At 43.1% G+C, this 13,755-nt stretch carries 12 protein-coding genes; 1 reads left to right on the forward strand and 11 read right to left on the reverse strand.

The window, feature by feature from the left end; all coding sequences use genetic code 11:
• Positions 1 to 2: 2 nt before the first annotated feature.
• Genes ACAN53_RS13510 through ACAN53_RS13555 form a run of 10 tightly spaced genes read right to left on the reverse strand, consistent with a single transcriptional unit; the run spans position 3 to position 8,793 of the window.
• The gene (locus ACAN53_RS13510; RefSeq protein ID WP_379970638.1) at positions 3 to 1,484 is read right to left on the reverse strand and encodes an NADH-quinone oxidoreductase subunit M; all 1,482 of its coding nucleotides are present in this window, start codon (positions 1,482 to 1,484) and stop codon (positions 3 to 5) included.
• On the reverse strand, positions 1,481 to 3,343 hold the full coding sequence (gene nuoL, locus ACAN53_RS13515; protein WP_379970639.1) for an NADH-quinone oxidoreductase subunit L: 1,863 nt from the start codon (positions 3,341 to 3,343) through the stop codon (positions 1,481 to 1,483). Before nuoL ends, ACAN53_RS13510 begins: the two co-directional genes overlap by 4 nt.
• 20 nt (positions 3,344 to 3,363) lie before the next feature.
• Complete coding sequence (gene nuoK, locus ACAN53_RS13520) at positions 3,364 to 3,678, reverse strand: NADH-quinone oxidoreductase subunit NuoK (protein ID WP_379970640.1); 315 nt, start codon at positions 3,676 to 3,678, stop codon at positions 3,364 to 3,366.
• A complete protein-coding gene (locus ACAN53_RS13525) occupies positions 3,671 to 4,192 on the reverse strand; it encodes an NADH-quinone oxidoreductase subunit J (RefSeq protein WP_379970641.1) in 522 nt (173 codons plus the stop codon). Before ACAN53_RS13525 ends, nuoK begins: the two co-directional genes overlap by 8 nt.
• Positions 4,189 to 4,608 (reverse strand): NADH-quinone oxidoreductase subunit NuoI, encoded by a 420-nt coding sequence (gene nuoI / locus ACAN53_RS13530; protein WP_379970643.1) that lies wholly within the window; start codon positions 4,606 to 4,608, stop codon positions 4,189 to 4,191. Before nuoI ends, ACAN53_RS13525 begins: the two co-directional genes overlap by 4 nt.
• A gap of 55 nt (positions 4,609 to 4,663) precedes the next feature.
• Complete coding sequence (gene nuoH / locus ACAN53_RS13535; protein ID WP_379970644.1) at positions 4,664 to 5,665, reverse strand: NADH-quinone oxidoreductase subunit NuoH; 1,002 nt, start codon at positions 5,663 to 5,665, stop codon at positions 4,664 to 4,666.
• The gene (locus ACAN53_RS13540) at positions 5,665 to 6,765 is read right to left on the reverse strand and encodes an NADH-quinone oxidoreductase subunit D (protein ID WP_379970645.1); all 1,101 of its coding nucleotides are present in this window, start codon (positions 6,763 to 6,765) and stop codon (positions 5,665 to 5,667) included. Before ACAN53_RS13540 ends, nuoH begins: the two co-directional genes overlap by 1 nt.
• Before the next feature lie 5 nt (positions 6,766 to 6,770).
• Positions 6,771 to 7,919 carry an NADH-quinone oxidoreductase subunit C gene (locus tag ACAN53_RS13545; RefSeq protein ID WP_379970646.1) on the reverse strand — a complete coding sequence of 383 codons (1,149 nt, stop codon included), beginning with the start codon at positions 7,917 to 7,919 and terminating at the stop codon, positions 6,771 to 6,773.
• Positions 7,916 to 8,434 carry a NuoB/complex I 20 kDa subunit family protein gene (locus tag ACAN53_RS13550; RefSeq protein WP_379970647.1) on the reverse strand — a complete coding sequence of 173 codons (519 nt, stop codon included), beginning with the start codon at positions 8,432 to 8,434 and terminating at the stop codon, positions 7,916 to 7,918. Before ACAN53_RS13550 ends, ACAN53_RS13545 begins: the two co-directional genes overlap by 4 nt.
• Positions 8,425 to 8,793 carry an NADH-quinone oxidoreductase subunit A gene (locus ACAN53_RS13555; RefSeq protein ID WP_379970648.1) on the reverse strand — a complete coding sequence of 123 codons (369 nt, stop codon included), beginning with the start codon at positions 8,791 to 8,793 and terminating at the stop codon, positions 8,425 to 8,427. Before ACAN53_RS13555 ends, ACAN53_RS13550 begins: the two co-directional genes overlap by 10 nt.
• 609 nt (positions 8,794 to 9,402) lie before the next feature.
• On the opposite strand from ACAN53_RS13555, the gene ACAN53_RS13560 reads away from it, so the two are divergent.
• Positions 9,403 to 12,141 carry an EAL domain-containing protein gene (locus ACAN53_RS13560; protein WP_379970650.1) on the forward strand — a complete coding sequence of 913 codons (2,739 nt, stop codon included), beginning with the start codon at positions 9,403 to 9,405 and terminating at the stop codon, positions 12,139 to 12,141.
• Between the two features lie 422 nt (positions 12,142 to 12,563).
• On the opposite strand, the gene ACAN53_RS13565 is transcribed toward ACAN53_RS13560, so the two are convergent.
• Positions 12,564 to 13,751: an ornithine--oxo-acid transaminase gene (locus ACAN53_RS13565; RefSeq protein ID WP_379970651.1), complete on the reverse strand. Its 1,188-nt coding sequence runs from the start codon at positions 13,749 to 13,751 to the stop codon at positions 12,564 to 12,566.
• Between the last annotated feature and the right edge of the window lie 4 nt (positions 13,752 to 13,755).

Consider the following 13,755-nt stretch of genomic DNA (forward strand, 5'->3'; position numbering starts at 1 on the left):
TCCTACCTCCCAATCATTTGTAGTGCGGAATCAACTGGTCCGCCGAGTATTTGTGGAGCAACACCGATTGCAATAATAAAGAACATGAGGACAAGAACTGGTATGAACTCATAGCCCTTTAGATCGCTAGCAGGTGCTAACTCACGTTGTCCGAATGTAATAGATAAAACCGCACGTAACATATATACGGCTGTTAAAATAATGCCGAGCGTACCGACTGCTGCGATGACTGGCATTGCTTGGAACAAGCCAAGGAATGCTAGGAATTCACCGACGAAACCAGACATACCTGGTAAGCCGAGCGATGCCATCCCGATTGCAAGAAAGAAGCCACTAAAGAGCGGAACCTGCTTCGCTAGTCCGCCAAGATGCGTAATGTCTGACGTATTGTAGCGTTCCTCAAGGAAGCCCACGAAGAAGAAGAGCAAGGCTGCGATTAAACCATGTGATACGACTTGGAATACTGCTCCCTTAACCCCAGCAATATTCATAGAAGCAAGACCAATGAGTACGATACCCATATGGGAAATACTACTGTAAGCAAGAATGCTTCGTAAATCCTTTTGAACAAGAGCGATAAGTGCTCCGTATAATAAGTTGATTACACCAAGAATTGCAATGATGGGTGCAATGCTATTAAATTCGGCCGGGAACAATCCAAGTCCGAAACGAATCATCCCGTACGCCCCAATTTTAAGCAATACGCCGGCATGTAGCATAACGACTGCAGGCGGTGCTTGAACATGGACGTTCACCATCCAGCGATGAAGTGGGAAGATCGGTAGCTTAATTCCAAGTGCGATAAATAATGCAAGGAACAATCCCATCTTAAGTGGTTCCGAAATCGTTCCAAGCGGACCTTGTCCTGCTTGCAGCGCTGCGGCTGCTTCTTGGAAATTTGATGTTCCGGTTTGGGCAAAGATGATAACGAAAACGAGAAGCATAATCGCTGAGCCGATTCCGTTATAAAGCAAATAGCTGTAAGCAGCTCGTTCGCTTGCAAATTTTCCCCATTTTCCAACGAGGAAGAACATTGCTGGCAATGTTAGCTCGAAGAAGAAGAAGAACAGCAAGAGATTTTGAGCAGCAAACACACCAAGCATCCCCATTTCTAACATGAGGAAGAGGATGTAGAAGCTTTTCACATTGTTCTTAATTTTAACTGCTGTGATGGCAGCAAGTACGCCAAGAACAGATGTTAGCATTAACAGTGCGAAGGAAAGTCCGTCCACACCAAGTTCATAATTAATTCTGAACAGATCGCCCTGTCCTTGAAAATTTCCGAATTGAATCCAGTTCACTTTTTGTGCGAACCCTTCAAACCCTTGGCCCGATACATAAGCACCGTATAGGATGAACGAGCAAACGAGCGGAATCAACGTCGTTGTGATTCCAATCCATTTCGCACGTGTTTCATCGGATACGCTTAGCGCCAAAATACCGAGAAGCGGGGAGAAAATAAGAATGGATAAAAGGAAACTCATTGTAAATACCCCCCTACTGCAACAAGAATAGCAAGTAGAATTGCGAGACCAACGAACGCAACCGCACCGTATGTTTGAACCTGTCCACTTTGTAATTTCGAAAGAAGCGATCCCGTTCCTTTCGTAATCTTTGCTAACAGGATGGCAATGCCTTCCACAATATATTTTTCAATAAATGTAAGGACATAAGCAATTCCCTTTACGAGCGGAATAATAGTTACGCCGTAGATTTCATCGATATAATATTTGTTTTTAACAAGGGCATACAATGGAGTTTTGCTGCCGCCAAGCCAATCTCTTGATAGCGATTTTTTTCCGTAAATTAAGTAAGCAAGACCAATACCAGCTAATGATACGAGTGTAGCCACAATCATAATCCAAACTGGGCCATGACCTTCTGCTACTTTGAACGAAACGTCCTTTGTTAGCCATTCGCCTAAGAATGAACCGAACCAAGGTGTGTTAATGTAACCCGCTACAACGGCCAATACGCCAAGTACCATCATTGGAACGGTCATAACCTTTGGTGATTCATGTGCATGTCCTTCGCCGCGTGATTCCCCAGTAAAGACAAGGAAGAATAAGCGGAACATATAAAATGCTGTGAAGAACGCTGCGATTACCGCAAGCCAGAATAAGAAGTAATTGCCGTGCTCCCAAGTAGCGGATAGAATTTCATCCTTACTGAAGAACCCAGACAATAATGGAAATCCACTAATTGATAAAGTACCGATTAAGAAAAGAACTGCGGTTGTCTTCATTTTCTTGAACAAACCGCCCATTTTTTCAATGTTCTGCGTACCTACGCCGTGAATAACACTACCTGCAGCAAGGAAGAGCAGTGCTTTGAAAAATGCGTGTGTGGTAAGGTGGAATACCCCTGCCACATATCCAGCAGAGCCAAGTGCAAGCATCATATAACCGAGCTGACTGACTGTGGAATACGCAAGTACACGTTTAATATCCGTTTGTACTAAACCGATGGATGCTGCGAAAATCGCCGTGAATCCGCCGACTACCGCAACTGTTGTCATGGCAACATTGCTCGCTTCAAAAAGCGGGAACATCGTTGCAACTAAGTAAACACCGGCAGCTACCATTGTTGCGGCATGGATGAGAGCCGATACTGGAGTCGGACCTTCCATCGCATCTGGAAGCCATGTATGAAGTGGGAACTGACCTGATTTCCCAACTGCACCAACGAAAATTAAAATTGCTGTTAGCGTAATCATTGTAGGTGAAATATGACCGGCAGCTACCGCTTGGAAGATGGCATCATATTCAAAGCTGCCAACCTGCCAGAACAATAGAATTAAGCCGATAAATAAACCAACATCCCCAATACGAGTCATCACGAAAGCTTTCTTCGCTGCTGCCTTTGCGCTTTCTTTGTAGAAATAGAAACCGATTAGCAAGAACGAACCAAGTCCAACAAGCTCCCAGAACACATAGAGCTGAAGTAAATTCGTGCTAATGACAAGACCTAGCATTGCAAATGTAAAGAAACCTAAGTATGCGTAGAAAATTTGAATTCGGTCATCTCCGTGCATATATCCTCTTGAATACACATGCACTAAGAAACTAACGAGTGATACGATGAACAGCATAAGCGAATTCAATGCGTTCACTTCAAATCCGAAATTAATGGAAAGATTGCCAACATGGAGCCAAGTCCATTCTGTTTTTAGCGTGCTTGCTGACAAGCGCTCGATCAAGATTAGCACCGCACCCACTAACGAGAGAAACGTAAGTACAATGCCGATATACGTTCCGTTTTCCTTTACCTTCTTACCAAAAAGAATCAATAGCACAAAGGAAAGTAGCGGGAAAAGCGGTATAAGCCATGCATAATTCATCATTTTGTGTTCTCCCCCTTCCTCTAATGCTTTAAGGAATCCATTTCGTCAATATTCACAGTCTGACGGTTACGGAAATACGCGATAATAATCGCAAGTCCAACCGCTGCCTCAGCCGCTGCTACCGCAATTACAAACAAGGAAAAAACTTGTCCTTTCAGACTTGGGAACATACCCATCTTACTGAAAGCAACAAGATTCAAATTGGCAGCATTCGTCATAAGCTCGATACAGATTAGCACGATAACTGCATTTCGTTTCGTCAAAGCTCCGTAAAGACCGATGCAAAAGAGGATAATTGCTAGCGCCAAGTAACCTGTTACTGGAACGTTAGTCATTATTCCCACCTTCTTCCTGCTTGTCATTCTTCGTTAACACAATTGCGCCGATTAATGCTACGAGTAAGAGAACAGACATTACTTCAAATGGAACTAAATACTGCGTATACAGCATAACCCCAATTTGCTTCGTGTTCTGTACGTGCAAGTTAACATCTTGACCTTTCGGCGTGAAATCAGCATTGTTTACAGCAAAGTACATCACCGCTCCAAATGCGACTACACCTATAAGAACGAAGAAAGAACGAGCATTAAAATGTGTTTCGCCTTCGTCACCGTGGTTGGTAAGCATGATTCCAAAGATCATAATGATCGCAACTGCACCGGAATAGATCAAGATTTGCACAACACCTACAAACTCAGCAGAAAGCATAAAATATAAGCCAGCAATACTTACGAACGTAAAGACGAGAGAAAGCATCATGTGCATCACTTTCGTTACATTTAACATGAGCACACCGCCCATGATAGCAAGTAAAGAAAGAGCAAGAAAGGCTACTAATCCACCACTCATGGTTTATTCCCCTCTCTGACATTTGTATCGTTTTCATCAAGCCATTGTAGATTTTTAAACAAATCATCGCGCGTATATTCGGCAAGTTCGAAGTTGTTTGTCATAACAATTGCCTCCGTCGGACAAACCTCTGTACAAAGATCGCACAAAATACAAATTTCAAAATTAATATCGTACGTATCGATTACCTTCCCCTTTTTCGTTGGGTCCGGATGCTTTTTACCAGTTAAATTAATGCAATCTGTTGGACAAATATTCGCACATTGATTACAGACGATGCATTTTTCCGGATAAAACTTCTGAATACCACGGAAACGATCCGGAAGCGGAAGTGGTTGATTTGGGTAATCGTACGTCACCTTTTGCTTCGTTAAATTGTTTAGGGTGTACTTCATTCCCTTAAATAACCCCAGCATATTTTCTCCCCCTTTTCACCGCTCATGCGGCTGATTTGGCTACTTGCCAAGACTATTAAAAGAACAATTGCTTAATAAGCGCCGTTAGGAAAATGTTCGCAAGTGAAACTGGAAGTAATACCTTCCATCCAAATTCCATAAGATGATCTGCGCGCAAACGTGGAAACGTAACGCGGAACCAAATTAAGATAAAGACAACAAGTGAAAACTTTAATGCAAACCACACTGCTCCTGGAATAAAGTCAAGGAACATAACTGGATGCCAGCCACCCAAGAATAATACCGTAATCAATGACGCCATTGCGAAAAAGTATACATATTCAGAAAGCATAAAGAATGCCCAGCGAAAGCCCGAGTATTCCGTATGGAACCCTGCAACTAGCTCTGATTCCGCTTCTGGTAAGTCAAACGGTGTCCGGTTCAATTCCGCTGTTGCCGCAATAAGAAAGACAAGGAATGCAACCGGCTGTGCAAAGATGAACCATATTTTCGTTTGTGCAGCGACAATGTCATTTAAATTTAAGCTGCCTGCTAGCATAATAATACCGATCAAGCTCATAACAAGCGGAATTTCATATGAAATCATTTGGGCAACGGCACGCATACCACCAAGAAGGGAGTATTTGTTATTGGAAGCCCAGCCACCTGTAATAACGCCGACCGTTGAAATTCCTGAAATGGCGATGTAATACAATACCCCAACGCCGATATCAGCAAACTGAAATTTATCCGTAAATGGAATCGTGGCAAGAACGATAAAGGCAGGTGCAAAAGCGATAACCGGTGCTAAAATGAATAGCGGTTTATCAGCAGCCTTTGGAATGCTATCTTCCTTCAGCAATAACTTTAATACGTCTGCTACCGTTTGCAGTAAGCCGAAACGACCACCTACTTGGTTTGGTCCAATACGACCTTGCATAAATCCCATTACTTTCCGCTCCGCCAAAATTCCGTATGTAACGAAGCCAAGAACAACCATTAACAAAATAACAGCTAGTCCGAAAAAGATGAAAAACGTAGTCCAACTTGGTGTAGATTCTAACAGGCCCTTAATCATTAGCCATCAACCTCCCCAAGTACAATATCAATACCGCCTAGAATCGTAATTAAGTTTGCGATATTTTGTCCTTTTAAAAGCTTTGGTAAAATTTGTAGATTGTAAAAGGACGGACGACGGAATTTTAGGCGATATGGTTCTTTCTTGCCATCACTTGCAATATAGCAGCCGATTTCACCGCGCGGAGATTCAATCCGAACGAACGCTTCTCCTTTTGGCGCCTTAATAATCTTCGGCACCTTCGCCATGAACGGTCCATCTTGCGGGAACTGCTCAAGCGCTTGTTCAATAATTTTGAGTGATTCTTCGATTTCCTGCATGCGGCACATATAACGGTCCCATGCATCTCCGACCGTACCAACCGGAACATTAAAGTCAAAGCGGTCATAAATCGAATATGGCTCATTTTTACGAAGATCCCATTGTACCCCGGATCCGCGCAAATTCGCACCGCTTAGTGAATACGCAATTGCATCTTCAGCAGAGTATGCGCCGACACCCTTCACACGGCTTAAGAAAATTTCATTTCCACTTACAAGATCATGATAGCCCTTCAATTGTTCACGCATATAGGGAACGAATTCTTTAACCTTTTCGATCCAGCCATCCGGTACGTCCCATTTCACGCCGCCAACACGCATATAGTTAAACGTTAAGCGCGCACCAGATAATTCACTAAGGAAATTGATAATCATTTCACGTTCGCGGAACGCATACAAAAACGGGCTAACCGCCCCAATATCAAGAAGGTTCGTGCCCCACCATACAAGATGACTTGCCACGCGGCCAAGCTCCATCGCAAGTACGCGGATATACTCTGCACGTTCTGGCACTTCTAGTCCCATCATTGTTTCTACTGCATGACAAATGACATAATTATTCGTCATTGCTGATAAATAGTCCATACGGTCCGTATACGGAATAATTTGCGTATACTGCAGATTTTCTGCCAGCTTCTCTGTTCCACGGTGAAGATACCCAATTACCGGAGTAGCTTCTGTAATGATTTCCCCATCAATTTTTACAACGAGACGAAATACACCGTGCGTACTCGGATGCTGTGGACCTACGTTAAGAAGCATTTCTTCTGTACGAATCATGCTTATTACACCTCCACATCATACGGCTCGTAATCTTTTCGCAGTGGATGCCCCACCCAATCGTCAGCAAGCAAAATACGTGTTAAATTAGGATGTCCCTCAAACGTAATCCCAAGTAAATCGTACGCTTCCCGTTCCGGCCAATTGGCACCTGGCCAAAGATTTGCAATCGACGCTACCTTTGGCTCATCACGATCACATTTCACCTTCACAGCTACGGATTGCTTATTTTTATAAGAATATAAATGTACATAGACTTCCATATGCGTTACAAAATCAGTTCCGTGAAGTTCAGATAGATAGTCAAACGTAAGTTGATCATTTTTCTTCATAAATTCCATCGTAGCAAGGTAATCGTCTAACTTTACAACGAGCGTTGGAACATCCTTAGAAATACGATTAATATAAGAATCCTCTAACACATCCCCAAGATGCTCCTTGATAACCTTTACATATTTATCAAGATACGGCTGATTTGGTGATGCTTCTTCCTCGGCGGGCGCGTTGTCCGCTTCACTTGCTCCCTTAGCCTTTGCTGCTATTGCTGCTGCCGCTTTTGCTTTTGCCGCTGCGATGGCTTTCGCCTTTTCATCATCGCCAGCGCCGCCTGCCGTCTTCGCTTTTGCAGCCGCTGCTGCTTTCGCCTTCGCTGCTGCGATGGCTTTCGCTTTTTCGTCGTCGCTTGCTCCGCCTGCTGCTTTGGCTTTTGCCGCTGCTGCCGCTTTTGCCTTCGCCGCTGCGATGGCTTTCGCTTTTTCGTCGTCACTTGCTCCGCCTGCTGCTTTAGCTTTTGCTGCTGCCGCTGCTTTTGCTTTCGCTGCTGCGATGGCTTTCGCTTTTTCATCGTCGCTTGCTCCGCCTGCTGCTTTGGCTTTTGCCGCTGCCGCTGCTTTCGCCTTCGCTGCTGCGATTGCTTTCGCTTTTTCATCGTCGCTTGCTCCGCCTGCTGCTTTGGCTTTTGCCGCTGCCGCTGCTTTTGCCTTCGCTGCTGCGATGGCTTTCGCTTTTTCATCGTCGCTTGCTCCGCCTTGTAACGTTACTTCCCCAGCACGTTCTTTCGCTGCTGCCGCTGCCTTAGCCTTTGCCGCTGCTGCCGCTTTCGCTTTCGCCACTGCTTCTTTCTTTAACGCATCAAGATCCTTTTCATCGCTCATTTATTCGTCACCTGCTTTCCAGTTGCCGCCTCGTAACGAATCTTTTCTTTCAACTTATTAATACCGTAAATGAGGGCAGCTGGGTTTGGCGGGCATCCCGGAATGTACACATCTACAGGTACAATTTGGTCTACGCCTTTTACAACAGCATAGGATTTCACATAAGGACCACCTGCTGTTGCGCAAGAACCCATTGCAATCACCCATTTTGGTTCTGGCATTTGATCATATAAACGACGTAAGAGTGGTGCCATCTTTTTCGTAACGGTACCGGATACAATCATAACGTCAGATTGACGCGGAGATGTACGGAAGAATGAACCGAAGCGATCCAAATCGTAGTGAGAGGAACCAACGCCCATCATTTCAATGGCACAACAAGCCAAGCCGAATGTCATGGGCCAAAGAGAATTACTTCTTGCCCAGCCTTTCAGCTGCTCCAATGTCGTAAAAAATAGATTACGTTCTAACTCTGCTCTTTCCTCACTATTCAACCCATCAAAATTTATAACCATTTCAACACCTTCTTCTTCCAAGCATACACAAGCCCTACGAGTAGCATCAATACAAAGATGACCATCTCCAAGAGAGCAAACAGCCCTAATTTATCGTAAGCAACTGCCCACGGATACAAAAACACAGTTTCCACATCAAAAATTACAAACATAAGCGCAAAAATATAGTAACGAGCATGGAAACGAACATTTGCTTCATGAAATGGTTCAAGACCACTTTCATATGTAGTCTGTTTCATTTCCGTCGGCTTGTTTGGACGAAGGATCTTCCCTGCCGTCAGCGCTACCATTGGCAACAAAATGCCTAACAGCAAAAACACAACTACAATTGCATAGTTATTTTGATACACATTGAACATTAGCAGACTCTCCCCCTATGCAGTAAATTTTGTTCAATATGCGAAACAACTATCTATGGTTATCCCACCGACAGTACGCCGCGCAAATCGAATTCTGAAAAAAATCAAAAAGGATATAATGATTTCACCATTAAAAAAGGGGAAATCCCCATAAATGGTAATAAAAACCCCAACCGTTTGCTGCAAATGAGTCATCTTTTTCTTGAAAGATAGATGGCCCAAAAACCTGTATAAACCGCATTATTACTGTGTTTATACGAATTACTTTTTTTTAATTTTTCTAAATAATGTAACCGATAACATTATACCAAATTAGCCTTTGCTATGTCGACCTATTGCAACAAGGATTATCAACTTCTGACAAATAGCAACCCTCCTGCTCCAATAACAGACAAAAACCGATACAACCAAACCCACTGTACCTATGGTAAAAATACATCTTTTTGACGAAAAATTCATTTTTCACTACTAGTAAAGAAACGAAAGGTACGATATGCTAAGTATGAAAAGAACAATATATAAATATTCTTATAAAGAAAGCTAAACATACTCCTACGACATACCTTTTCATTATTATTTACTATTTTTCTTCTAGTATGAGGTGCATTCATGAATTTACGAACGAATAAGCGATTTCAAATTCTATTCTCCTTCACCATACTTTATTTGATTACATACTACATATGGATTTTCCTATTTCCAATAGAGGGCTTTATGAATACGCTTGGTGTAAAAGGGTTAAGTATTCTAGCAGATGGACTTGCAACCTATTCGCTATGGTATACATTTAGAAATGGTTCAAAAAGCATGCAGTTTTTTTGGTTGCTTCTATTTCTAGCCTGCTTAAGCTTCCTTCTTACAGATGTGGTTTGGCTTGTCGAAGCAGCGAACCATTCAGGATGGATGCCTCCCCTCATTAATCCATCAGATATTTTTTTTATTTTATTCTATTTATTTTACCTACTAGCCTTTTTCATAAAAATTACATATGAGTATACTACTCTACAAAAGTTCTATATATTCTGCGATATTGGTGCGACATTTATTGCATCCACTACGTTAGTCTATAATTTTATTATTTCAAAGATATTTCAGGAACAAACATACAGCATATTCATAAAAGCAATTGAGCTTATCTATCCATTTGCTGATATCCTGCTCCTTCTCGTCTGCGTAAGCTTTTATTTTCAACCTAATAAACTCGTTTCGAAACAAGTGCTGCATCTACTCATTCTGTCTACTGTACTATTTGCTTTCGGAGATACAGTAAGCAGTTTATTTCTCATTTCAAATGAAAATTTCCTAGTAGATCTCACAAACCCGATGTATCAGCTTTCTTTATTAGTAACAGCAGCAGCAGGCATACTAGATTTGCAAAACATTGTGAAACCAGCTCCTGTCCTACATACAAAAAAGGAAAATCATGTAGAAGTATCCCTATCGTATATCGCAGTCTTAAGCCTAACGGTATTTTCTGTGATGCTAGAAGGGCTTTCTCATTTATTTGAAATTAGTCTCTCTCTATGCCTGATGCTCTTTCTCTTTCGTCAGTATTTTGTTAATGCTGAAAATAAGCGTTTACTTCAAAAAGAGCAACAATTTAATACCGATCTAGAACAACGAGTAGAAGAGGCCACTTACAGCTTAGTTGAACAGAAGCGGGCACTCATTCAAAGCGAGCAAAAATTTAAATCACTATACGAATTTCATCCAGATCCAATCTTTACAATGGATAGATACGGGAATTTTATCCATGTCAATGAAGCCGGGGAATCGCTGCTAGGCTATCAAATATCTGAAATCTTTCATAAATCCTATCGCAAACTTATTTGTGAAGAGGATATACAACGGGCTACATCTAAATTTCACTCCGTGTTACAAGGAGACTCCGTTTCACTAGATGTACACGCCTTTCATAAAAATGGAGATATATACGTCCTTGCCATGACCATAGTTCCCATCTATGAAGGAAACACGGTTAACGGAACCTATGTCATGATTAAGGATATAACCGAATCTAGGATGCAAGCAGAGCAAATTAGTTATCTTGCGTATCACGACACATTAACAGGACTTCCTAATCGCAGGTCGTTTACAGATGATTTAGAAACCAGCATAGCTGCAGTAGAAACCGAAGGCGGCACATTGGCCATTATGTTCATCGATATAGACAGATTTAAGGTCATTAATGACACACTAGGTCATCAGACTGGGGACCTAGTTCTTGTGGAAACAGCAGCGCGTATAAAATCCACCACGCAATTGATGGGCACTCTATACCGCCTAAGCGGAGACGAATTTATTCTATTAATAAAAGGTTACAATGATCTACCTACCTTACATAAAATGATCCACTCTATTTTACAAGCAATGCATGATCCAGTGGAAATCGAACATCATATTTTGCATATCACACCAAGCATTGGAGTTTCCATCTATTCCGATTTATGCAACGATGCTGTCTCCATGCTCAAAAATGCGGACTTGGCACTGTACAATAGCAAAAACCTTGGGAAAAATATATACAGTATATATGATGAAAAAATGGATGACCAAATGAAGAAGAAGATGCGCCTAGAAAAAGACTTATACGAAGCATTACCAAACAACGAACTCTTTTTAATGTACCAGCCCCAAACCGATAGTAGCGATCATCGCTGCATCGGATTAGAAGCGCTCGTACGCTGGAATCATCCGCAGCTCGGACTGGTATCACCAAGTGAATTCATTCCCATTGCCGAAGAAACAGAACTCATCATCGAAATAGGGGAATGGATTCTACAAGAAGCATGCCGCCAAATGAAAGTATGGCATGACGCAGGCTATAGGGACATAAAAGTCGGCGTAAACGTATCCGCACGCCAGTTCATACAAGAAGACTTTATTCAAGTAGTCCAAAATGCCTTACAACAAACAAACTTGCCTGCACACTGCCTAGATATCGAATTAACCGAGCGCGTAGCCATGACAAACGAAGAAGCAACACTAGCAAAACTAAAAGAACTAAAAGAACTAGGCGTTCGTATTTCAATCGACGACTTCGGCACCGGCTATTCATCACTAGCCTACCTAGCCGTCTATCCAATCGACACAATCAAGATACCGCGTGAATTCATCATGAAAACCGATAAAAACACCGAAAGCAGGGAAATGATAGCAACTATCCTATCCCTCTCTCACACCTTAAAAGTGTCCGTCATCGCAGAGGGCGTAGAAACAAAAGAGCAACTCGAATTTCTACACAACCTAGAATGCTATATGATCCAAGGCTACTACTTCAGCCCACCACTGCAAGTCGACGCATGCTCCCTCTACCTCGAAAGCGATATTATGCTACATAATAGGTAATCCGTATATAACTTAGGTCGGGGATGGGATTTTGGATTGCATTCTCACCTGGGTTGGATCATATTCCGCTGTTTTCCGATCGTATTTCACTTAGTTTGGATCATATCCAAACTTTTTAGGTTGGGATCTTGGGCCTTGGATCACATTCCACCTGGGTTGGATCATATTCCACTGTTTTCCGATCGCATTCTTCCTAGTTTGGATCGTATTCTACCTATTTCCGATTGTATCCACACTTTTTGGGATGGGATCTTCATCCTTGGATCGCATCCCACCTGGGTTGGATCACATTCCGCTGTTTTCCGATCGCATTCCGTTTATTTTGGATCGCATCCCCCGCTTGCCATACCCAAACTGCTTCCTTCACGAGCGCGCACCAAAAAAAATCGCCTACATCTCTGTAAGCGATTCTCCCCCTTCTTTTACTGCAAAACGGCTTTAATTTTTGTAATGGCCCATTTTAGTTCCTCTTCTGTAATAACTAGCGGCGGGGCGAAGCGGATGGTTGTGGCGTGTGTTTCTTTACAGAGCAGCCCTTCCTTCTGAAGCCTCTCGCAGAATGGCCGTGCTTCTCGGTCTAGCTCCACTCCGATAAACAATCCTTTCCCGCGCACCTCTCGGATCATCGGGTTTTCAATACTACGCAGTTCCTGTCTAAACCATTCGCCAAGTACAAAAGAGCGCTCTGCTAATTTTTCCTCCTCCAATACGTCAAGCGCGGCAACGGATACCGCGGCTGCAAGCGGATTCCCTCCGAACGTAGAGCCGTGCGAGCCCGGATTAAACACGCCAAGAATATCGCGGTTACTAGCTACACATGAAATAGGCATGACGCCGCCGCCCAGTGCCTTTCCTAAAATATAGACATCCGGCACCACATCCTCGTAGTCACAGGCAAAGGTTTTCCCGGTGCGGCCTAACCCCGTTTGAATTTCGTCGGCGATGAACAGCACGTTTCTACGTTGACAAAGCTCAAACGCCTGCTTTAAAAATCCGTCTGGCGGAATAACAATGCCTGCTTCGCCTTGAATAGGCTCTAGCAAAAACGCTGCTGTATTTTCGGTGATTGCTGCTTCAAGCGCGGCAATGTCCCCGTACGGAATAATCGTAATGCCCGGAACAAATGGACCAAATCCCCGCTTATACTCTTCCTCGGAGGAAAGCGAAATCGCAGCAATCGTGCGCCCGTGGAAATTCCCCTCACATACAATAATCGTCGCAGCATTTTCGGCCACACCTTTTACTTCATACGCCCAGCGCCGCGCTACCTTTAGCGCTGTTTCTACCGCCTCGGCGCCTGTATTCATCGGAAGCACCATTTCTTTATTTGTTAAATTTGCGACCTTTTCATAAAATGTCCCCAGCTGCTCGCTATAAAAGGCGCGCGAAGTGAGCGTCACTTTATCTGCCTGCTCCTTCAGCGCCGCAATGATTTTCGGATGGCGATGCCCTTGGTTCACCGCAGAATAGCTACTAAGCATATCCATATATTTATTACCTTCCGGGTCGTATACCCACACCGACTCAGCTTTCGAAATGACAACAGGAAGGGGATGGTAGTTATGCGCACCGTAACGGTTTGTCTCATCGATAATTTGTTTTGTATTCATTTTA

It is taken from the genome of Ectobacillus soli, from assembly GCF_042610425.1.
Taxonomy (GTDB): Bacteria; Bacillota; Bacilli; order Bacillales; family Bacillaceae_G; genus Ectobacillus.

Coding starts and splice junctions, on each gene's coding strand:
- ACAN53_RS13555 (WP_379970648.1), bottom strand. CDS start 8,793: ATGTTCAATGTGTATCAAAATAACTATGCAATTGTAGTTGTGTTTTTG.
- ACAN53_RS13525 (WP_379970641.1), bottom strand. CDS start 4,192: ATGAGTGGTGGATTAGTAGCCTTTCTTGCTCTTTCTTTACTTGCTATC.
- nuoH (WP_379970644.1), bottom strand. CDS start 5,665: ATGATTAAGGGCCTGTTAGAATCTACACCAAGTTGGACTACGTTTTTC.
- nuoL (WP_379970639.1), bottom strand. CDS start 3,343: ATGATGAATTATGCATGGCTTATACCGCTTTTCCCGCTACTTTCCTTT.
- ACAN53_RS13565 (WP_379970651.1), bottom strand. CDS start 13,751: ATGAATACAAAACAAATTATCGATGAGACAAACCGTTACGGTGCGCAT.
- ACAN53_RS13560 (WP_379970650.1), top strand. CDS start 9,403: ATGAATTTACGAACGAATAAGCGATTTCAAATTCTATTCTCCTTCACC.
- nuoI (WP_379970643.1), bottom strand. CDS start 4,608: ATGCTGGGGTTATTTAAGGGAATGAAGTACACCCTAAACAATTTAACG.
- ACAN53_RS13540 (WP_379970645.1), bottom strand. CDS start 6,765: ATGATTCGTACAGAAGAAATGCTTCTTAACGTAGGTCCACAGCATCCG.
- ACAN53_RS13545 (WP_379970646.1), bottom strand. CDS start 7,919: ATGAGCGATGAAAAGGATCTTGATGCGTTAAAGAAAGAAGCAGTGGCG.
- ACAN53_RS13510 (WP_379970638.1), bottom strand. CDS start 1,484: ATGAGTTTCCTTTTATCCATTCTTATTTTCTCCCCGCTTCTCGGTATT.
- nuoK (WP_379970640.1), bottom strand. CDS start 3,678: ATGACTAACGTTCCAGTAACAGGTTACTTGGCGCTAGCAATTATCCTC.
- ACAN53_RS13550 (WP_379970647.1), bottom strand. CDS start 8,434: ATGGTTATAAATTTTGATGGGTTGAATAGTGAGGAAAGAGCAGAGTTA.